14 protein-coding genes are annotated in these 20,704 nt (G+C 72.1%); 1 reads left to right on the plus strand and 13 read right to left on the minus strand.

Features of this window, described 5'->3' with window-relative positions; translation table 11 throughout:
- Positions 1-16: 16 nt before the first annotated feature.
- The 3 genes from AB0H82_RS23610 to proB form a co-directional block, all read right to left on the minus strand.
- Entirely contained in the window at positions 17-1,309 is a 1,293-nt protein-coding gene (locus AB0H82_RS23610) for a glutamate-5-semialdehyde dehydrogenase (RefSeq protein WP_362995765.1), read from the minus strand.
- Between the two features lie 85 nt (positions 1,310-1,394).
- Positions 1,395-1,883, minus strand: a complete 489-nt coding sequence (locus AB0H82_RS23615; protein ID WP_362995767.1) for a hypothetical protein — start codon at positions 1,881-1,883, stop codon at positions 1,395-1,397.
- Between the two features lie 215 nt (positions 1,884-2,098).
- Entirely contained in the window at positions 2,099-3,280 is a 1,182-nt protein-coding gene (proB, locus tag AB0H82_RS23620) for a glutamate 5-kinase (RefSeq protein WP_362995769.1), read from the minus strand.
- 250 nt (positions 3,281-3,530) lie between these two features.
- Here proB and AB0H82_RS23625 point away from each other — a divergent pair, with 250 nt between their 5' ends.
- The gene (locus AB0H82_RS23625) at positions 3,531-5,630 is read left to right on the plus strand and encodes a hypothetical protein (protein ID WP_362995771.1); all 2,100 of its coding nucleotides are present in this window, start codon (positions 3,531-3,533) and stop codon (positions 5,628-5,630) included.
- Positions 5,631-5,717: 87 nt separating this feature from the next.
- On the opposite strand, the gene obgE is transcribed toward AB0H82_RS23625, so the two are convergent.
- The 10 genes from obgE to AB0H82_RS23675 all read right to left on the minus strand — a co-directional run bounded on the left by obgE (position 5,718) and on the right by AB0H82_RS23675 (position 20,659).
- Positions 5,718-7,166 carry a GTPase ObgE gene (gene obgE / locus AB0H82_RS23630; protein WP_362995773.1) on the minus strand — a complete coding sequence of 483 codons (1,449 nt, stop codon included), beginning with the start codon at positions 7,164-7,166 and terminating at the stop codon, positions 5,718-5,720.
- A 123-nt stretch (positions 7,167-7,289) separates the two neighbouring features.
- On the minus strand, positions 7,290-7,544 hold the full coding sequence (gene rpmA / locus AB0H82_RS23635; RefSeq protein WP_362995775.1) for a 50S ribosomal protein L27: 255 nt from the start codon (positions 7,542-7,544) through the stop codon (positions 7,290-7,292).
- A gap of 14 nt (positions 7,545-7,558) precedes the next feature.
- Positions 7,559-7,879, minus strand: a complete 321-nt coding sequence (gene rplU / locus AB0H82_RS23640; RefSeq protein WP_055566950.1) for a 50S ribosomal protein L21 — start codon at positions 7,877-7,879, stop codon at positions 7,559-7,561.
- A 199-nt stretch (positions 7,880-8,078) separates the two neighbouring features.
- The gene (locus AB0H82_RS23645) at positions 8,079-9,431 is read right to left on the minus strand and encodes a phospholipase D-like domain-containing protein (RefSeq protein ID WP_362995777.1); all 1,353 of its coding nucleotides are present in this window, start codon (positions 9,429-9,431) and stop codon (positions 8,079-8,081) included.
- A 219-nt stretch (positions 9,432-9,650) separates the two neighbouring features.
- On the minus strand, positions 9,651-14,246 hold the full coding sequence (locus AB0H82_RS23650) for an Rne/Rng family ribonuclease (RefSeq protein WP_362995779.1): 4,596 nt from the start codon (positions 14,244-14,246) through the stop codon (positions 9,651-9,653).
- Positions 14,247-14,478: 232 nt separating this feature from the next.
- The gene (locus AB0H82_RS23655) at positions 14,479-15,276 is read right to left on the minus strand and encodes a TIGR03936 family radical SAM-associated protein (RefSeq protein WP_362995781.1); all 798 of its coding nucleotides are present in this window, start codon (positions 15,274-15,276) and stop codon (positions 14,479-14,481) included.
- Positions 15,277-15,323: 47 nt separating this feature from the next.
- Positions 15,324-16,514, minus strand: coding sequence for a hypothetical protein (locus AB0H82_RS23660; protein ID WP_362995783.1), 1,191 nt, complete (start codon positions 16,512-16,514; stop codon positions 15,324-15,326).
- A gap of 6 nt (positions 16,515-16,520) precedes the next feature.
- Positions 16,521-17,066 (minus strand): GNAT family N-acetyltransferase, encoded by a 546-nt coding sequence (locus tag AB0H82_RS23665; protein WP_362995785.1) that lies wholly within the window; start codon positions 17,064-17,066, stop codon positions 16,521-16,523.
- Between the two features lie 6 nt (positions 17,067-17,072).
- On the minus strand, positions 17,073-18,998 hold the full coding sequence (locus AB0H82_RS23670) for a TIGR03960 family B12-binding radical SAM protein (RefSeq protein WP_362995787.1): 1,926 nt from the start codon (positions 18,996-18,998) through the stop codon (positions 17,073-17,075).
- Positions 18,999-19,048: 50 nt separating this feature from the next.
- The gene (locus AB0H82_RS23675) at positions 19,049-20,659 is read right to left on the minus strand and encodes a CYTH and CHAD domain-containing protein (RefSeq protein WP_362995789.1); all 1,611 of its coding nucleotides are present in this window, start codon (positions 20,657-20,659) and stop codon (positions 19,049-19,051) included.
- Positions 20,660-20,704: the final 45 nt, after the last annotated feature.

Here is a 20,704-nt window from a genome sequence, read left to right on the forward strand (position 1 = left end):
CAGCCGGAAAGGGAATTCAGCGGATGTGACCGTCGCCCGTCACGATGTACTTGGTGGAGGTCAGCTCGGGCAGGCCCATCGGGCCGCGCGCGTGCAGCTTCTGCGTGGAGATGCCGATCTCGGCGCCGAAGCCGAACTGTCCGCCGTCGGTGAAGCGCGTCGAGGCGTTCACGGCGACCGTCGTGGAGTCCACGAGCTGGGTGAAGCGGCGCGCGGCCTGCTGGGAGGTGGTGACGATGGCCTCGGTGTGCCCGGAGGTCCACAGCCGGATGTGCTCGACGGCCTGCTCCAGGGTGTCGACGACGGCGGCCGCGATGTCGTACGAGAGGTACTCGGTCTCCCAGTCCTCGGTGGTCGCGGGCACGACGGTGGCCTTGGAGGCGTCCCCGTAGCCGAGGACGCGCTCGTCGGCGTGCACGGTCACCCCGGCCTCCGCGAGGGCGTCCAGGGCGCGCGGCAGGAACGCGTCGGCGATGTCGCGGTGCACGAGCAGCGTCTCGGCGGCGTTGCAGACGCTGGGGCGCTGGGCCTTGGAGTTGATCAGGATGTCGACGGCCATGTCGAGGTCGGCGGCGGCGTCCACGTAGACGTGGCAGTTGCCGGTGCCGGTCTCGATGACGGGGACGGTGGACTCCTCGACGACCGTCTTGATCAGCGAGGCGCCGCCGCGCGGGATGAGGACGTCGACGAGGCCGCGGGCGCGCATCAGCTCGCGCACGGAGTCGCGGTTCTCGCCCGGGACGAGCTGGACGGCGTCGGCGGGCAGTCCCGCGCCGTGCACGGCGTCGCGCAGGACGCGCACGAGGGCGGTGTTCGAGGCGTACGCCGACGACGAGCCGCGCAGCAGGACGGCGTTGCCGGACTTGAGGCAGAGGGCGGCCGCGTCCACGGTGACGTTCGGCCGGGCTTCGTAGATGATCCCGACGACGCCGAGGGGGACGCGGACCTGGCGCAGGTCGATGCCGTTGGGGAGGGTCGAGCCGCGGACGACCTCGCCGACCGGGTCGGGCAGGGCGGCCACGTCCCGCACGTCGGCGGCGATGGCGCGGACCCGCTCCGGGGTGAGGGTGAGGCGGTCGACGATGGACTCGCTGGTCCCGGCCTCGCGGGCGCGCTCGGTGTCCTTGCCGTTGGCCTCGACGATCTCGGAGGTCCGCACTTCGAGGGCGTCGGCGATCGCGAGCAGCGCGTCGTCCTTGGCGGCGCGCGGCAGCGGGGCGAGCGTGGCGGCCGCGCCACGGGCGCGGTAGGCGGCCCGGGCGACCGGCGAGAGGTTGTCGTAGGGCGAGACGGGAGAGAGCGACGTCATGCCCGCAGGGTAATCCCCGCGCGCGCGGCGTCCACCCGGTGTTCCAGTCCCCGAGACCGGCGCGGTGGCCCCGTGGGACGACGGCTCAAAAGGGATGCACGCCGACGGGAGCGGCCGGTAACGGACCGTAACCCTCTGCGATGCGCTGGTGGTATGTGTCGCGGCCGATCACTTCGAGCCCCACGATCTCCCACGGCGGCAGCTGGGCGCTCTGCCGGTGCTCGCCCCACAGGCGCAGCGCGACCGCGGCCGCGTCGTGCAGATCGCGGGCCTCTTCCCAGTAGCGGATCTCGGCGTGGTCCGGCGCGTACCTGCTGGTGAGGAGAAAGGGGTGGTCGTGGGCGAGCTGTTCGAGTCCTCGCCTGAGCTCGTCGAGCGGGGCTTCGGCGCCCGAGACGCTCAGCGTGACGTGCCACAGCCGGGGCGCCGCCGCGCTCTCGCCCTCCCGGCTCTCGCCCGCGTCGCTCTCCCGCGCGCCGGGCGGGTCGCTCTCGTACGCCGTTCCCGCGGCGACGCTCGTCAGCGTCCGCTCAGCCGAGCCGCGGGACGCCGCCCCTGGGCGTACTCGTCTCACGACGGCCTCCTTTACGCAATGGTGGTGCTGATACGCAACGGTCGTGCAGAACTGTCTTCAACAAAGTTGAGCAGGCCAAGCAGTCCCGCGGGGCGGTTTTGGGGAGTTTCACCTTCCGCGGAGCGGACGGCGCGGGCCGTCCGCGATGGTTTTCAGCCGGGGCGCGTGAGGTGCGCGGGGCGGGCGGTCCGACGCGACCTGGGGCTTTCCGGGGGCTATCCGTGCAGCAGGACGAGGTCGTCCCGGTGCACGACCTCCCGCTCGTACGCAGGTCCGAGTTCGCGCGCCAGATCCCGGGTGGAGCGGCCAATGAGCAGCGGGATCTCCTTGGCGTCGAAGTTCACGAGTCCGCGCGCCACCGCCCGGCCCGCGGCGTCCCGCAGCTCGACCGGGTCGCCCGCCGTGAAGTCGCCCTCGACGGCCGCGATACCGGCCGGCAGCAGCGACTTGCGGCCCTCGACGACCGCGCGCACCGCGCCCTCGTCGAGGGTGAGCGCGCCGCGCGGCTCGGAGGCGTGCTGCAGCCACAGGAGGCGGTCGGCGGAGCGGCGTCCCGTGCGGTGGAAGTACGTGCCGGTGGCGCGGCCCGCGAGGGCGTCGCCCGCCTGGCTCGCGGAGGTCAGGACGACGGGGATGCCGGCGGCCGCGGCGATCCGCGCCGCCTCGACCTTGGTGACCATGCCGCCGGTGCCGACGCCCGCCTTGCCGGCGCTGCCGATCTCGACGTGCGCCATGTCGGCGGGGCCCGTGACCTCGTCGATGCGGGAGGTGCCGGGCTTCGCGGGGTCGCCGTCATAGAGGCCGTCGACGTCGGAGAGGAGGACGAGGAGGTCGGCGTGGACGAGGTGGGCGACGAGGGCCGCGAGCCGGTCGTTGTCACCGAAGCGGATCTCGTCGGTCGCCACGGTGTCGTTCTCGTTCACGACGGGCAGCGCGCCCATCGCGAGGAGCTGGTCGAGGGTGCGCGAGGCGTTGCGGTGATGGGCCCTGCGGGCCATGTCGTCGGAGGTGAGGAGCACCTGTCCGACGCGTACGCCGTAGCGCGCGAAGGAGGCTGTGTAGCGGGCCACGAGGAGGCCCTGGCCCACGCTGGCTGCGGCCTGCTGGCGGGCGAGGTCCTTGGGGCGCCGCACGAGCCCCAGCGGGGCGAGCCCGGCGGCGATGGCGCCGGACGAGACGAGCACGATCTCGCGCTCGCCCCCGCCCGCCCGTCGCCCGCCACCACCCTCAACCGAGGACCTGCGGTCCGCCCCCATGATCCTGCTCTTCGCCAGTACGTCGACGAGGGCGTCGACACGGTCGGCGTCCAGGCCTCCCGCCGCGGTGGTCAGGGACGACGACCCGACCTTGACGACGACCCGCCGGGCCTCTGCCACTGACTGCCTTGCCGCTGCCACGCTCTTCCCCAACCCAACTGAACCGGTGCTCCGGATCTACGATCTCCGGACCTGCAATCTACGGGGCACCGGGAGACGTATTCGAGTCAGAGGCGAAAAACGGGCTCGGGGTTCAGTCTCCTTTGCCCCTTTATCCAGTGATTGGCGTCACGGAAGATTGCTAGGGAGCCACTGCGCGTCATACGGTCAGTGGTCGACTTCCCCCCAGTTTCCCTTCATCCCCCTTCATCCCCGCCAGGAGCCCAAGCCCGTGCCCTCTGCCGGACTCGCCCCCCGACGCATCGTGCAGCTGTCAGCGCTGTTCGCGATGTTCGCGCTCTTCGCGACACAGCTCGCGACCGCGCTGATCCCCATCGTCCCGGTGTTCATCGCCGCGGCCGCCGCGAATCTCGCGCTCGACATCTATCTGCAGTACAAGCAGCCGGGCCTCCTCTCCCTCCTTGGCAAGATCCGCTTCGACGTCACGGTGCGCCAGCTCCTGCGCGACATGCTGATCCTCGTCGGGCTGCTGCGCATCGACGGCATAGAGCCGCTGGCCGAGCAGTCGCCGCTGACCATCGCGCTGCTCGGCTTCTACGCCCTGCACTTCGCCTGCCAGGCCGTCGCCGTGCTCGTGCGCCGCACCCGCTCGCTGCCGATCGTCACCCGCAACATCGACGCGTCGGACCTGCATCTGACCGCGGCCCCGCCGCGGATCCTCTCCCGCCGCCAGGCCCACCGCCTGCTGACCTTCTCGGTCCCGACGACGGCCGGCCTGCTGCTCACCGCGGGCACCACCGACGCGTACTGGGGCGGCATCGGGCTCGCCGTCTCCCTCACCCTGATCGGCGCCGGCGCGCTCTACCTCGCCACCTGGCTGCTGCCGAAGAAGCGGGCGAAGAACGACCAGCGGGTCATCGAGTGGCTCGACGCGTGGCTGGCGGAGTACAAGCCGACCGTCGCCATGTACTTCTCCGGCGGCACCACGTCCGCGTACCAGGCGAACATGTGGCTCTCCACGCTCGCCGCGCTCGACGGCAAGCCGCTGATCGTGCTGCGCGAGCGGTTCATGGTGCAGAAGATCGACGCGACCGACGTCCCGATCATCTGCTTCCCGAAGGTCGCCACGATGTTCTCCCTGGAGACGTCGACGCTGAAGATGATGCTGCACCCGGCGAACGCCGCGAAGACCTCCCAGGTCCTGCGCATCCCCACGATCAAGCACGCCTTCATCAACCACGGCGAGAGCGACAAGCTCTCCTCATGCAACCCCTACGCGAAGGCGTACGACGAGGTGTGGGTGGCGGGCCCCGCGGCCCGCGACCGCTACCAGCTCGCGGACATCGGCGTGGACGACAAGGACGTGGTCGAGGTCGGCCGCCCCCAGCTCTCCCCGATCCGCCCGTTCTCCGGCGCGCCCACCGGTCCGTACACGACCGTTCTGTACGCCCCCACCTGGGAGGGCTGGGACGGCAACCCCGGCAACACCTCGGTGGTCCTGGCCGGCGAGAACATCGTCCGGGAGCTCCTCGCGGACCCGGGCGTGCGCCTCCTCTACAAGCCGCACCCGATGACCGGCTCGCAGGACCCGCGCGCGGGCGCCGCCAACGAGCGCATCAAGGCGATGATCCTCGCGGCGAACACGAAGCGCTCCGGCGCCCGTCCTGGCCCCGAGGCCGCCGCCGAACTGGCGCGGCGCACCGAGGAGCTGGACCGGCTGACCGCGCGGCGCTTCCGCAAGAGCGCGGACGAACAGGAGCGGATGATGCTCCAGGGCTCCCCGGACGGCGGCCAGCAGGCCGCCGTGGCCGCGGCGACGGCCGCTTGGGAGGCCGCGTTCTGGGCCTCCTTCCCGGAGTGGGAGCACCAGATCATCACGTCCGCGCGCCCGGCGATCTTCGCCTGCTTCAACCAGGCCGACCTGCTGATCAGCGATGTCTCCTCGGTCGTCTCCGACTGGCTGAGCAGCGAGAAGCCGTACGCCGTCGCCAACACCGCCGGCATGTCCGAGGCGGAGTTCCGCGCGAGCTTCCCGACGGCGTCCGCGGCGACGATCCTCACCCCCGAGGCGGACGGCGTGGCGGCCCTCCTGAAGGCCGTGCGCGCCCCGGAGCTCGACCCGCACGCCGAGGCGCGCGCGGAGCTCAAGGAGCACCTCCTGGGCCCCTCCGACCCGCCTTCCCTGGTCCGCTTCAACGCCGCGGCCCTCGCCCTGAGCGCCAAGGCCGACGCCCGCCGCGCCCGCATGACGTCCCGCATCGACGCGGACATCCCGGGCCAGCGCATCGCCGAGGAAGCGGCGGAGGAGACGGAGCAGGACCCGAACGAGTCGAACGAGCCGAACGGCGCGGAGGACTCGGTCACCGCGTGACCCCCTGAGCGGCAACGAGAAGGGCCCCGGAGCTTGTTTCCAAGCTCCGGGGCCCTTCTCTTTGTCGTACGCGCCTGCCCCGAAGTGCTAGAAGGGCTTGAAGTCGTCGTACTCCTTCTGCGCCTCGTCCCGCTCCGCGTCGCGGTCCCTGCGGCGCTGGGCGGCCGGCCTGGGCGCTTCCAGACGGTGGTCCTCGCCACGGCGGCCGAGCATCTCGGCGCCCGCCATCATCGTCGGCTCCCAGTCGAAGACGACCGCGTTGTCCTCGGGGCCGATGGCGACGCCGTCGCCGTTGCGCGCACCGGCCTTCATCAGTGCCTCCTCGACGCCGAGGCGGCTGAGGCGGTCCGCGAGATAGCCGACGGCCTCATCGTTCTGGAAGTCGGTCTGGCGCACCCAGCGCTCCGGCTTCTCGCCGCGCACGCGGTACAGCGGCTCGCCGCCGACCTCCTCGCGGGTGACCGTGAAGCCGGTGTCGTCGACGGCCTTGGGACGGATGACGATGCGGGTCGCCTCCTCCTTCGGCTTCGCGGCACGCGCCTCGCCGACCAGCTCCGCGAGGGCGAAGGACAGCTCCTTGAGGCCCTTGTGGGCGACGGCCGACACCTCGAAGACGCGGTAGCCGCGCTCCTCCAGGTCGGGCCTGACCAGGTCGGCGAGGTCCTGTCCGTCCGGTACGTCGATCTTGTTCAGGACGACGATGCGCGGCCGGTTCTCCAGGCCCGCGCCGTACTCCCGCAGCTCGGCCTCGATGACGTCGAGGTCGGAGACGGGGTCGCGGTCGGACTCCAGGGTCGCCGTGTCGAGCACGTGCACGAGCACGCTGCACCGCTCGACGTGCCGCAGGAACTCCAGGCCGAGGCCGCGGCCCTGGCTGGCGCCGGGGATGAGGCCGGGCACGTCCGCGACGGTGTAGACGGTCGAGCCCGCCGTCACCACGCCCAGGTTCGGGACGAGCGTCGTGAACGGATAGTCCGCGATCTTCGGCTTCGCGGCGCTCAGCACGGAGATCAGCGAGGACTTGCCCGCGCTCGGGTAGCCCACGAGGGCGACGTCGGCGACGGTCTTGAGCTCCAGGACGACGTCCCGGGCCTCGCCCGGCTCGCCGAGCAGCGCGAAACCGGGGGCCTTGCGGCGGGCGGAGGCCAGCGCCGCGTTGCCGAGGCCGCCGCGGCCGCCCTGGCCCGCGACGAAGGTGGTGCCCTGGCCGACCATGTCCGCCAGGACGTTGCCCTGCTTGTCGTAGACGACCGTGCCGTCAGGGACGGGCAGGACCAGGTCCTGGCCGTCCTTGCCGGAGCGGTGGTCGCCGGCGCCGGGCTGGCCGTTGGTGGCCTTGCGGTGCGGGCTGTGGTGGTAGTCAAGGAGGGTGGTGACGTCCTGGTCGACGACCAGGATCACGTCGCCGCCACGGCCGCCGTTGCCGCCGTCCGGGCCGCCGAGCGGCTTGAACTTCTCACGGTGGACGGAGGCACAGCCGTGGCCTCCGCTACCCGCGGCGGCGTACAGCTCGACGCGGTCCACGAAGGTGGTCATGGTTGGGTGCCTCCAGAAAAGAACGGAAATGTCTTACGTCTAACACGCGAAGGGCGGACCCTCTTCCCGACACCGGGAAGAGAGGTCCGCCCTCGCGAAGAACGTGTTCTACGGAAGCCTGGATCAGGCGACCGGAACGACGTTGACGACCTTGCGGCCGCGGTGGGTACCGAACTCCACCGCACCGGGGGCCAGCGCGAACAGCGTGTCGTCCTTGCCGCGGCCGACGCTCGCGCCCGGGTGGAAGTGCGTGCCACGCTGGCGGACCAGGATCTCACCGGCGTTGACGACCTGACCGCCGAAGCGCTTCACGCCGAGCCGCTGAGCATTGGAGTCGCGACCGTTCCGAGTGGACGATGCGCCCTTCTTGTGTGCCATCTTGTCTCAGTCCCTTACTTCGCAGCCGTGGGGATACCGGTGATCTTGATCGCCGTGTACTGCTGACGGTGACCCTGACGACGGCGGTAACCGGTCTTGTTCTTGTAGCGAAGGATGTCGATCTTCGCACCCTTGTGGTGGTCCACGACCTCGGCCTGGACCTTGATGCCGGCAAGGACCCACGGGTCGCTCGTCACGGCGTCGCCGTCGACAACGAGCAGGGTCGAGAGCTCGACCGTGTCGCCAACCTTGGCAGTGGAAATCTTGTCAACCTCAACGATGTCGTCGACAGCAACCTTGTGCTGACGACCACCGCTGCGCACGATGGCGTACACGCGGATCTCTCTCTCGCTCGGAACGGAACCCCTGCAGTCCAGCCGCCCGCGGAAGCGGAACGGCCTCTCTCACAACCCGGACACGGCCCGGTGCCACGAGAGGAAATAGGTTTACAGAGGGCGGACGTGCATAAGAACACGCCGACGGTCAAGGTTACGGGGCTGGTCCGGAAGGGTCAAACCAGCCCCGCGCCCCCGCTCAGGTGACCGGCTTCTCACCGTCCGGCGGCAGCGGCTTGACGCCCTTGCACAGGTCCGTCTTGTCCGCGCTCCCCGGCCAGGCCACGGCCCGCGTGCGGTCGAAGTGCGAGCGGTAGGTGTCGTGCACCGAGTCGTCGTCTATCTTGACGATCGCCTCGTCGTTCTCGCGCAGCGCGGGTGCCGTGTAGTTCTGCGACCCCGTGAAGGAGACCTTGTTCCGCTTGCCGTCGTACACGCCGTCGACCAGCAGGTACTTCGAGTGGATGATGTACGGCGTCGTGAGGCGGGAGCCGGGGTGCAGCGGGTCCCGGTCGTCGTTGTAGCAGCGCACGGACGGGCCGCCCGACGTGTGCAGCTGCTCCCAGGTGCCCGGGGTGCCGCCCTGGCTCTTGGCGCTGTCCGTCTCCGCGTACAGGATGCTCACCGAGCAGCCGGCCTTCTTCAGCGAGACGAGCTTGTCGGCGATCTGCTTCCGCGTGATCTTGAATATGGCGGCGCGGACCTTGGTGTGCTGCGTCACACCCGCGGAGTCCTTGTACGTGCACTTCACGTTGTTCAGGACGGAGTACATGGTGTCGGTCTCGTTGACCGTGCCGTTGCGCGGGAAGAAGTACGCCTTGTAGCGGCCGCTGCTGACCGTGCGGTAGTCCCAGTCCGCCCAGCGCTTGCCGAGCATGTCCGTGAAGTACTCCGCGTACGCGTCGTACATCGCGGGGTTGTCCGGCAGCAGCAGCGCGTCGTTGAAGAACTTCGTGTGCGCGGACGGCGTCGAGTTCGACGTGGTCTGCACGACCACGTCCCTGGCGCCCTCGACCTCCGAGAACAGCCAGAACTTGTTGTGCATGATCGACTTGCCGTAGCTCGGGTTGCCCAGACAGGACTTGCCGGTCGGGCAGAGGGACACGAACGACGACTTGGTCCGGTCCGTGCCGAGTGCCGACTTCAGCGTGTTGTACGAGGTGTTCGTCGGCCGGTCGCTCTTGCTGGTCTCGTCGAGCAGGACCTGGACGCGCACGCCGCGCCTCTTGGCGGCGACGAGCGCGTCCACGACCGGGGCCTCCCAGACGTGGTAGACCGCGACCTTGATCGTCGAGCCGGGCACGGCGGCGTTCGTCAGCTCGATCAGCCGGGTCCTGATGGCGTGCTGCTGGTCGACGGAGCCCTTGGGGTCGTTGAAGATCGGCCCCTCCGTCCAGGTCGGCAGCGGCTCCGCCGACGCGGTCCCCACGGAACCAGCGGCCTGGATTCCCGCCGCCGACAGGACCGTGGCCAGCGCCACCGCCTGGCGGCCGCCCTTGACCGGTTTCACGGCCCGGTGTCGTCCCGTGCCTCGCAGGCGCCCGTGCGCCATGTGTCATCCCTCCCCTGACGAAGGCGCGCAGTCTCCCCAAACGCGCGCACACGTCCCTGTTGGTTCATCAGACCGCATGAGTTTTACAGGTATCCCCCCGGAGCTCCAAGAACGGCCGTCCCACTTCACGCTTTCGGGGTGTGCGACGCCGTTCCCCGGACACGGCGGTGCCCCCCGCCCGGCGTTCTCGCCGTACGGGGGGCACCGGTCGCGAAGAGGTCAGTCCTCGCTGGTCGCGCTCGCGGAGACGCCGGACGGCGTCTGCTCCGCCGCCGCGGCCTTCTTCGCCGTCGCCTTCGACGCCTTCTTGGCCGTCGTCTTCTTTGCGGCCGTCTTCTTGGCCGCGGTCTTCTTGGCGGCCGTCTTGGTGGCCGCCGTCTTCTTGGCGGGCGCCTTCTTGGCCGCCTTGCGCGCCGTCTTCTTGGCGGGAGCGGCTTCCTCGGCGGGGGCCTCGGTCTCCGTCCCCGTCGTCTCGGCGGGCTTCTCGGCCGGCTTCTCAGCGGGCTTCTCCGCCGCCGGGACGACCACGATGGCCGCCTCCGCGGACGCGGTCGGCGCGGTGGCCTTGCGCACCGCACGGCGGCGCGGACGCGGCGGCGCGGCGTCGGCGGCGGGCGCCTCTGCGACGGGCTCGGACACCGGCTCGGTGACCGCAGGGGCGACCGGCTCGGCCTTGGGGGCCTCCACGACCACCTCGGCGCTGTCGGCGCCTTCCGCGGGCTTGGGCGAACCGGCCGGCGACGTCGCCTTGCGGACCGCACGACGGCGCGTACGACCCTTCGGCGCGGCGTCGTCCGCGGGAGCCGCGGGAGCCGCCGCAGTCGCCTCATGGGACTCCTGCGCCGCCTCGACGGCCTCGGGGCTGCCCACGATCGGGTCCTCGACGGCCGGGGCCACCGTGCGCGCGGTCTCGGCCTCGACGGCCGGGATCTCGGCGGCCTTGGCCTCCGCCTCGGCCTCGGCCTTCGCGGCGCGCTCCGCCCGCTCGGCGGCCTTGGCCGCCCGCTTGCCCGACTTCTTCGCGGCCTTCGGAGCGTCCGCCTTGGGGGCGTCCGCCTGCGGGGCGTCGGCCTGCGCGGCCTCCTCCTCGGGAGCGGACTCCACCCGGGGAGCGCCCGCCGGAGCCGACGCGCGCCGCGTGGCACGACGCCGCGAACGACCGCGGGAAGCGGCCGCCTCGGCCTCGGCCGCGCTGCTGTACAGCTCCTCGTCCGCGACGAACTCGGGCTCGGGCAGCGCCACCGGAGCGGCCACCTCGGCCGCGACCTCGGCCGCGGTCTCGGTCTCCGCCGAGTCGTCGGCCGACTCCAGCTCGTGCGTGTACTCGTGGTCCTGGTGGTCCGAGCCGCCGCGCCGCTTCTTGCGCTTGCCGCCGCCGCCCACGGAGGTGGGCTGCTCCATGTGCACGATGACGCCGCGGCCGTTGCAGTGCACGCAGGTCTCGGAGAAGGACTCCAGGAGGCCCTGGCCGACGCGCTTGCGGGTCATCTGGACCAGGCCCAGCGAGGTGACCTCGGCGACCTGGTGCTTCGTGCGGTCCCGCCCGAGGCATTCGAGCAGGCGCCGCAGGACCAGGTCCCGGTTCGACTCAAGGACCATGTCGATGAAGTCGATGACGACGATGCCGCCCAGGTCGCGCAGCCGGAGCTGGCGCACGATCTCCTCGGCCGCTTCGAGGTTGTTCCTCGTCACGGTCTCTTCGAGGTTGCCGCCCTGGCCGGTGAACTTGCCGGTGTTGACGTCGACGACGATCATCGCCTCGGTCTTGTCGATCACCAGCGAGCCACCGCTGGGCAGCCAGACCTTGCGGTCCAGTGCCTTCGCGAGCTGCTCGTCGATGCGGTACGTCGCGAAGACGTCGACCTCGGACGTCCACCGGGAGAGGCGGTCCGCCAGGTCGGGCGCGACGTGCGAGACGTAGCCGTGGATGGTCTCCCACGCCTCGTCGCCGCTGACGATGACCTTCGAGAAGTCCTCGTTGAAGATGTCGCGGACGACGCGGACGGTCATGTCCGGCTCGCCGTACAGCAGGCTCGGCGAGCTGGTGGAGATCGCCTTCGCCTTCTTCTGGATCTCCTCCCACTGCCCCTGGAGCCGCTCGACGTCGCGGCGCAGCTCGTCCTCGCTCGCGCCCTCGGCGGCGGTGCGCACGATGACGCCCGCGTCCTCAGGGACGATCTTCTTGAGGATGGTCTTCAGACGCGCGCGCTCGGTGTCGGGCAGCTTGCGGCTGATGCCGGTCATCGAGCCCTCGGGCACGTACACGAGGTAGCGGCCGGGCAGCGAGACCTGGCTGGTCAGGCGGGCGCCCTTGTGGCCGATCGGGTCCTTCGTGACCTGCACGAGGACCGACTGGCCGGACTTCAGGGCGGACTCGATGCGCCGGGGGCCGTTGGCCATGCCGAGCGCCTCGAAGTTGACCTCACCGGCGTACAGCACGGCGTTGCGGCCCTTGCCGATGTCGATGAAGGCGGCCTCCATGGACGGCAGCACGTTCTGGACCTTGCCCAGGTAGACGTTGCCGACGTACGAGGTGGCCTGCTCCTTGTTGACGTAGTGCTCGACGAGCACGTTGTCTTCCAGGACGCCGATCTGGGTGCGCTCGCCGTTCTGGCGGACGACCATCACGCGCTCGACGGCCTCGCGGCGCGCCAGGAACTCGGCCTCGGTGATGATCGGCACCCGGCGGCGGCCCTGCTCGCGGCCCTCGCGGCGGCGCTGCTTCTTGGCCTCCAGACGGGTCGAGCCCTTGATGGACTGGACCTCGTCGGCGCCGGTGCCGGGCTCGCGCTCGGTGTCCTTCGCGCGCCGCTCCCGCGGCTCGCGGACCTTCACGACGGTGCGCTCGGGGTCGCCGTCGGCCGGCTCGCCCTCGGCGGAGTCACCGGCGCGGCGCCGGCGGCGACGGCGGCGACGGCTGCTGCTGGAGCCGGAACCGTTGGACTCCGACTCCTCGGCGTCCTCCGCCTCCTGCTCCGCGCCGTCCTCGGCGTCCTGCTCCGCCTGCTCGGCGGCGACGGTGTCGTCGGAGTCGTGGGACTCATCGGAGTCGTCGGAGTCCTGGGCGTGGCGCGCGGACTCGTGCTGCTCGGTGTCCTGGTCGGTGGAGTCACCGCGGCGACGGCGACGGCCACCGCGACGGCGACGGCGGCCCTGGCGCTCGCCGGACTCCTCCGTGTCGTCGTCGGAGTCGGCCTGCTCGGCCTGGTCGGCGGCGTCCTCGGGCTCGTCGGCGGGCTGCTCGGCGGCGGCCTTGACGGGCTTGGCGGGCTCGCGCTCCTCGACGGCGGGCTGCTCGTCGGCGGCCCGACGGCGGCGGCGCCTGCGCGGCGTCGGCTCCTCCTCCGCCACGGGGGCGGGCTCGGTGCTCTCCTCCGCGGCCTCGGCGGCGGCCGCCGCGGCGGCGCTCTCCGGGGTCTGGAACATCGGCGCGGCGAACACCGGGGCCTGGAAGACGGCGACGGCCGGGCGGGGCTTGCGCCCGCCGTCCTCGCCGGACTCCTCGGCGCGCTGGGCCCTGCGGGCCTTGTGTCCCGACGGCGCGGAGAAGCCGGTGGCCGCGGTCTTGCGGGTGGCGCGGCGGCGACGCCCACGGGGCTCGTCGTCGGCGACGTCGGCGGCGGCTTCCTCGACCGGAGCCTTCTCGGCGGCGGCCGGCTGCTCGGCGAGCTTGGCGGCCACCTCCCTCTCGGCGGCCTGCGGCGCACCGGCGGGAGCGGAAGCGGTGCGCGTGGCGCGGCGACGCGTGCGGCCCTTGGGCGCGTCCTCCTCAGCCACCGGCTCGGCGACGGGCTCGGCCTGCGCAGGCGTCTCCTCGGCGGCCTGCGGCGCACCGGCAGGCGCGGAAGCAGTGCGCGTGGCGCGGCGACGCGTGCGGCCCTTGGGCGCGTCCTCCTCAGCCACCGGCTCAGCGACGGGCTCGGCCTGCGCAGGCGTCTCCTCGACGGCCTGCGGCGCACCGGCAGGCGCGGAAGCAGTGCGCGTGGCGCGGCGACGCGTACGACCCTTGGGCGCGTCCTCCTCAGCCACCGGCTCGGCGACCGGCTCGGCCTGCGCAGGAGCGTCCTCGACGGCCTGCGGCGCACCGGCAGGCGCGGAAGCAGTGCGCGTGGCGCGGCGACGCGTGCGGCCCTTGGGCGCGTCCTCCTCGGCCACCGGCTCAGCGACGGGCTCGGCCTGCGCAGGCGTCTCCTCGACGGCCTGCGGCGCACCGGCAGGCGCGGAAGCAGTGCGCGTGGCGCGGCGACGCGTACGACCCTTGGGCGCGTCCTCCTCAGCCACCGGCTCAGCGACCGGCTCGGCCTGCGCGGGAGTCTCCTCGACGGCGGCAGGCGTCTCGGCAGCGGCCTGGGGCGTGCCGGCGGGTGCGGAGGCGCGGCGGGTCGCACGGCGGCGTGTGCGCGGGGCCGGGGCGGCCTCCTCGGCGGTGTCCTGCTCCGCCGCGGCGGGCGCGGGGGCCTCGGCGGCGGGCTCCGTCACCTCGGCGGCCTGCGGGGCACCGGCCGGCGCGGAGGCGCGGCGGGTGGCGCGGCGGCGGGGGCGCGCGGCCGGTGCGGCCTCGGGCTCCGGCTCGGCGGCCGGCGCCGGGGCCTCGGCGGCCTCGGTGGTCTCCTCGGTCTCGTCGACCGCGGGAACCTCGGTGGCCGTGGCGTCCTCTTCGGCGGGGGCGGCCGTTGCGGCCGGGGCCGCGGCTTCGGCGGCGCCCGTCGGCGGGCCCGCCGGACGCGACGCGGCACGGCGCCTGCGGCGCGGCGGCAGGGTGTCGCTGGGGGTGTTGTTCGGCGAACCCTCAGTGGGGTCGTTCGGCTCAAGCATGCGGGCTGTTCTCCCGTCACGCTCCCGGGCGCCGCGCCTGGTCCGGTGATGTCCGCGGCTCGCGCTGTGCGCGGGGCCGCCATCCGGGGGCGTGGGCGCCGCACGGGAGCTCTATGTCTTGTCTCGCCGGTTCCGTACGCCCATGTGCGGACGGCCTGGCGAAAGTCTCGGTCAGTGCGCTGCCCGACCCAGGTGGCTCCCGAGTACGAGGGCTGCGCGTCGACGTACGTCCCTAACGGGGGCCTTCCGGCACCGGCGCCTTCGCGGCGGCAGGTACGGCGGCCGTGGGTGGGGCGGCCGTGTCTGCCTCGCGGTCGGGCGCGAGCGGGTCGGTCACCGTGCCGGTCTCTTCATCGAAAAGCCCCTGCGCCAGCCTGGTCACCGCTGCGGGGACCGGCGGCGCCAGGTCGGCCACAGCTCGGAGACCGGACAGGACGTCGTCAGGTCGTACGGCAGGTGTCACGTGCCGAACAACCAGCCGCAGTATCGCACAGGGCTTGTCGGTCGGCCTATCGGTGTCGTCGGCGGCTGGTTCGCCGTCGGCGAGTGCGAGGCTCACGACGGCCTCGCGTGCGTCGAAGGTGCGCATGCCGCTCTTCGTGCGGCGCTGGACCTCGACCTTGTCCGCTGCCGCGAAGAGCGCGGCGGCGCGCTCCGCCTCCGCGGGCTCCACGCCGACGAGCCGCAGCTCCCAGACGGAGGCCGTGAGGCGGTCGGCGAGTCCCGAGGTGCGGGACTCGACGGCGTCGACGATGTCGAGCCCGGCGGGCATCGACTCGTCGAGCAGCTCACGGAGCTTGTCGGGGTCGCGCGGCGCGGTGAGCGCGATCTCCAGGTACTCGGCCTCACTGCCCGTGCCGGTGGGTGCGGCATTGGCGTACGACACCTTCGGGTGCGGGGTGAACCCCGCCGAGTACGCCATGGGCACCTCGGCGCGGCGCAGCGCACGCTCGAAAGCGCGCTGGAAATCGCGGTGGCTGGTGAACCGGAGGCGGCCGCGCTTGGTGTAGCGCAGTCGGATGCGCTGCACCGCGGGTGCGGGCGGCGGGCCTACGGGCTGTCGCTTGCCCAGTGTCGTCAGTCCTTCATGAGTGCCGTCGTACTGCTACCTAGAGTACGTGCCTCGGGCGCGTCCGGTTCCCGCCGGGCCACCGGTACGGGCACCGGCTCCCTCGGGGCGCCGAAGAGCATCCGCCGTACGTCGGCCCTGGCCTGGCGCACGCTGTCGCGCGCGGACGCGAGGGCCTGCCGTGCCGTGCGGCCGACGCTCCGGACCGCCGCGGCGGCGGGCCGCCAGATCGCGTCGCGGACCGCGTGCCCGACGGGGGTGAGGATCGAGCGGTACGCCCATCGCACCGGCTCGACGAAGATCCACCGCAGGAGCTTGCCGAGGAACCGGCCGACGGCGAGGGAAATGTGCCCGGCGATCCGCCAGGCGTGTCCGAACGCGTCGCCGACCTCGCGCGCGACGACGGCGACCGCCCGCCCGATCGGGGCGAGCACCCACCGCCACACGGCGACGGCGGGCACGACGAGGATCCAGCGCAGCAGCGTCGCGATGCCGTGCCCGACCGGGGTGAGCACGGACCGGTACAGCCAGACCGCGGGCACCACGACCAGCGTCCGCACCAGCCAGGCGATCGCCACGCCGACCGGCACGACCACGTACCGCCACAGGCCCACCCACGGCCAGACGAAGACCGCCTTGAACAGCCACACCAGGACGGCGCCGATGCCGCGCCCGGCGGCGGCGGCCCCGGCACCCAACCGCCGGGCCAGCCAGGCGAGTCCGTGCCCGACGGGCGTCAGCACGCGCGCGTACAGCCACACCGCCGGGATGACGAAAAGGACCCGGCCGAGCCGGGCGATGCCGTGGCCGAGGGGCGTCAGCACGCGCGCGTAGAGCCACATCGCGGGGACCGCGATCAGCGTCCGGCCGAGCCAGGCGAGGCCCTTGCCGACCGGCACGAGCACATACCGCCACAGGCCCACCCACGGCCAGACGAAGACGGCCTTGAACAGCCAGGTCAGTACCGTGCCGATGGCGCGCCCGACGGGCCGCAGCATGGTGCGGTGGACGAAACGGCCGCACACGGCGAGCGCGTCCCACACGAGGCGTACGGGGACGACGAGCACGAGCACGACGATCCGCACCGGGATGCGGATCGCGACGGCGAGACACCCTTCGGCCTGCGGGGGCTGCCGGTCGGCCTGCCCCGGCAAGGGCTGCGGGGCAGCCTGGTGGGCAGGTCGCTTTTCCAGGTCCATGTCGTCCTAGACGCGTGAGAGTCCCGTTCGGATCCAGAACCGCAGCTTCCCGCCCCGTTCGTCCTCGAACGTGCCGCCCGCCGCCTCGATGACCTTGCGCGAGCCGGTGTTGTCGGTGTCGCAGGTCACCAGGACGGATTCCAGGCCGAGTCGGGCGGCGTACGGGAGGCAGCCGAGCAGCATCTGTGTGGCGTGGCCGCGGCGGCGGGCGGTGGGGCGCACGTCGTACCCGATGTGGCCGCCGTACTCGCGCAGGAAGCGGGTGGCGATGGTGTGCCGGATGGCGACGCGGCCGAGATAGTCGGCGCCGTCGACGTACCAGAGGGTGGTGACGGGGACGGAGTACGGCTCGGCGGGGTAGGCGGCGGCGCTGACCTCGGCGAGGTGGCGCGCGAAGACGGCGGGGTCGTGCCACTTCTCGCCGTAGTCCCGCAGGGTGCGGCCGAGCGTGGTGTCGTCGTCGTCCCCGCCGCGGCCCTCGGACCGGAATTCCTCCATCGCGGCGATGTAGGAGCGGTGCACGAGGGCCGTGGGCGGGACGAGCAGGGGCACGTACGCCTACTTGACGACCGTGAGGGGCAGGAGCTTCTTGCCGGTGGGGCCGATCTGGATGTGCGTGTCCATCTGCGGGCAGACGCCGCAGTCGAAGCACGGGGTCCAGCGGCAGTCCTCGACCTCGGTCTCGTCGAGCGAGTCCTGCCAGTCCTCCCAGAGCCAGTCCTTGTCGAGACCGGAGTCCAGGTGGTCCCAGGGCAGGACCTCCTCGTACGTACGCTCGCGCGTGGTGTACCAGTCGACGTCGACGCCCATCTCGGGCAGCGTCTTCTCGGCGCACCGCATCCAGCGCTCGTACGAGAAGTACTCGCGCCAGCCGTCGAAGCGGCCGCCCTCCTCGTAGACGGCGCGGATGACGGCGCCGATGCGGCGGTCGCCGCGCGAGAGCAGGCCCTCGACGATGCCGGGCTTGCCGTCGTGGTAGCGGAAGCCGATCGAGCGGCCGTACTTCTTGTCGCCGCGGATCTTGTCGCGGAGCTTCTCCAGGCGGGCGTCGGTCTCCTCGGAGGAGAGCTGCGGGGCCCACTGGAAGGGGGTGTGCGGCTTGGGCACGAAGCCGCCGATCGACACCGTGCAGCGGATGTCGTTCGAGCCGGAGACCTCGCGGCCCTTCTGGATGACCTTCGTCGCCATGTCGGCGATCTGCAGGACGTCCTCGTCGGTCTCGGTGGGCAGGCCGCACATGAAGTACAGCTTCACCTGGCGCCAGCCGTTGCCGTACGCGGTCGAGACGGTGCGGATGAGGTCTTCCTCGGACACCATCTTGTTGATGACCTTGCGCATGCGCTCGGAGCCGCCCTCGGGAGCGAAGGTCAGGCCCGACCTGCGGCCGTTCCTGGTCAGCTCGTTCGCCAGGTCGACGTTGAAGGCGTCGACGCGGGTCGAGGGGAGGGACAGGCCGATCTTGTCCTCCTCGTACCGGTCGGCGAGGCCCTTCGCGACGTCGGCGATCTCGCTGTGGTCCGCGGAGGAGAGCGAGAGCAGGCCGACCTCTTCGAAGCCGGTCGCCTTGAGACCCTTTTCGACCATGTCGCCGATGCCGGTGATGCTTCGCTCCCGCACGGGGCGCGTGATCATGCCGGCCTGGCAGAAACGGCAGCCGCGGGTGCAGCCGCGGAAGATCTCCACGGACATGCGCTCGTGGACGGTCTCGGCGAGCGGGACGAGGGGCTGCTTGGGGTAGGGCCACTCGTCGAGGTCCATGACGGTGTGCTTGGACACGCGCCACGGCACGCCGCTGCGGTTCGGGACGACGCGGCCGATGCGGCCGTCCGGGAGGTACTCGACGTCGTAGAACGCCGGGACGTAGACCGAGCCGGTCCTGGCGAGGCGGAAGAGGACCTCTTCGCGGCCGCCGGGGCGGCCCTCGGCCTTCCAGGCCCGGATGATCCCGGTCATGTCGAGCACGGCCTGCTCGCCGTCGCCGATGATCGCGGCGTCGATGAACTCGGCGATCGGCTCGGGGTTGAAGGCGGCGTGGCCGCCGGCGAGCACGATCGGGTGGTCGACGGTGCGGTCCTTGGACTCCAGCGGGATGCCCGCGAGGTCCAGGGCGGTGAGCATGTTGGTGTAGCCCAGCTCGGTGGAGAAGCTGAGACCGAAGACGTCGAAGGCGCCCACGGGGCGGTGCGAGTCGACGGTGAACTGGGGGACCCGGTGCTCGCGCATCAGGGCCTCCAGGTCGGGCCAGACGCTGTAGGTGCGCTCGGCGAGCACGCCCTCGCGTTCGTTCAGGACCTCGTAGAGGATCATGACGCCCTGGTTGGGCAGGCCCACCTCGTACGCGTCCGGGTACATGAGCGCCCAGCGGACGTCGCAGGATTCCCACGGCTTGACGGTGCTGTTCAGCTCACCGCCGACGTACTGGATGGGCTTCTGCACATGCGGGAGCAGAGCTTCGAGCTGTGGGAAGACCGACTCGGCAGACATCGCGAACCTTCATGAGCGGGCAGGGGTGACCATCAAGCGTACCCCGGCGTTCAGCCGCCCAGCGCCGCCCGCACCTTCTCCCCGGACGCCTCGGCCCACACCTCCGGCAGTTCGCGCTCCCGGTCGGCGCCCGCCGCCTCCTCCTGGCCGTACAGCAGCCCCCAGGTGAACGCGGACTCCCCCGCGAGATGCGCCTGGATCGCCAGGGCGCGTAGGGCCTCGCGTGCGACGACGCTGTCCTGGTGGTCGCCGAGCACGCTCTGCACGGCCTTCATCCGCCGGGCGAACCGCTTGGCGGGCTTGCCGAGCGCGGGCACCGCCGACTCACCGGTGTACCTGGCGCGCTTGGCGGCCTTGCGGGCGTCGTGCAGGGCGAGGTCGCGCTGCTTGCCCGGCGGCAGTTCCAGGGCGTGCTCGACGCGGGCGGCGAGGCGTGCGTAGTCCTTGAGGGCCGCCTTGGGCAGAGCTTTCGCGGGCGGGGCGGAGGCGGCGGGGCGCAGCGGGGGCGCGGCGAGCAGGGCGTCGAGCTTGTCCAGGAGTGCGAGGTAGCGCTTGCTGTCGAGGACGGCGACCGTCCTGCGCCGGGAGCCGGCGCGGCGGGCGACGCTCCAGATGCGGAGGCGTCCGCGCACCGGGCCGAGGAGGAGTGTCCTGGGCAGCGCGTCGATGCGGGTGGTGAGCCGCTCGGCGAGGACTTCCTGGTCGCGGTCGACGCCCAGTTCGCCCGCGAGCCACTTGAGTTCGTCGCCGATGGGGTCGGTGGCCGTCCGGTCGAGGAGCTTCCGGTACGACTTGAGTGCGCTCCGCATCCGTCGGGTGGCGACCCGCATCTGGTGCACGGAGTCGGGCAGGTCGCGGCGGACGGCGGGGTCGAGCGAGACGATCGCGTCGCGCTGGGCGCGGAGGTAGGCGAGGACGTGGTCGCTCGCGGTCCCCGGGCCTTCGCCGACGGCTTCGCGGACCACCTCGGCCACGGCTTCGCCCTTGCCGGCCTTCTTGCCGCTGCGGGTCGCGGTCTCGGGCCTGGCGCTCTTTGTCCCGCTCTTCTTCGGCGCGGTCTCGGCCAGTGCCCTGGCCAGCTTCGACGGCGAGGAGGAGCGTCGCGCGCCCGCCTTCTTCAGCTTCTTCTCGACCTTGTCGAGGAACGCGGGGTCGCCGCCGTCCGCCAGCTCCACCTCGGCCTCGGACCATTCGGCGGTGCAGGTGCCGGTGGCGCCGTCGAGCCGTTCGGCCCGCACCCCGTCGATGCTGACCTCGGCGAGCAGGGTGCCTTCGGCGTCGAGGAGGTGGCGCAGGTTCCTGGTGGACCGGAGCCTGACGACGGGGACCAGTTCGGCCTCGCGCACCCGGGAGCGCACGAGGCCGACGAGGGCGCGCGGCACCGTGTCCGAGAGCGGGGCGTGGATCTCGTCGCGCACGCCCTCCGCGAGGGACACCGGCAGTTTCAGGTGCCAGCCCGCGTCGTCGCCGCCGGTGCGCCGCCGCAGCGTGACCGAGCCCGCGGCGAGGCGCTGGTCAGGGGTGTCCCAGTAGACGGCGTCCAGCTCGACGACGCCCCTGTCGACGACGTCCTCGACCCCGGCGACGCCCGACAGGTCGGGCAGCGCCGCGCCCGCCCCGACGTCGTACTTCCGCTCGATCTCGCGCTTCGTCTCCGCCATGAATTGAATCTAGACGCGAAACGCGGGGCCAAACATGCCCGCGAC

Origin of the sequence: Streptomyces sp. NPDC050732, assembly GCF_040654255.1 — a bacterium.
In the GTDB taxonomy this organism is placed as follows: domain Bacteria; phylum Actinomycetota; class Actinomycetes; order Streptomycetales; family Streptomycetaceae; genus Streptomyces.

What these genes read in the sequence shown, in the direction of transcription:
- AB0H82_RS23610 (WP_362995765.1), bottom strand. Translation starts at nt 1,309, where the DNA reads ATGACGTCGCTCTCTCCCGTCTCGCCCTACGACAACCTCTCGCCGGTC.
- obgE (WP_362995773.1), bottom strand. Translation starts at nt 7,166, where the DNA reads ATGACCACCTTCGTGGACCGCGTCGAGCTGTACGCCGCCGCGGGTAGC.
- rpmA (WP_362995775.1), bottom strand. Translation starts at nt 7,544, where the DNA reads ATGGCACACAAGAAGGGCGCATCGTCCACTCGGAACGGTCGCGACTCC.
- AB0H82_RS23645 (WP_362995777.1), bottom strand. Translation starts at nt 9,431, where the DNA reads ATGGCGCACGGGCGCCTGCGAGGCACGGGACGACACCGGGCCGTGAAA.
- AB0H82_RS23650 (WP_362995779.1), bottom strand. Translation starts at nt 14,246, where the DNA reads ATGCTTGAGCCGAACGACCCCACTGAGGGTTCGCCGAACAACACCCCC.
- AB0H82_RS23660 (WP_362995783.1), bottom strand. Translation starts at nt 16,514, where the DNA reads ATGGACCTGGAAAAGCGACCTGCCCACCAGGCTGCCCCGCAGCCCTTG.
- AB0H82_RS23670 (WP_362995787.1), bottom strand. Translation starts at nt 18,998, where the DNA reads ATGTCTGCCGAGTCGGTCTTCCCACAGCTCGAAGCTCTGCTCCCGCAT.
- AB0H82_RS23675 (WP_362995789.1), bottom strand. Translation starts at nt 20,659, where the DNA reads ATGGCGGAGACGAAGCGCGAGATCGAGCGGAAGTACGACGTCGGGGCG.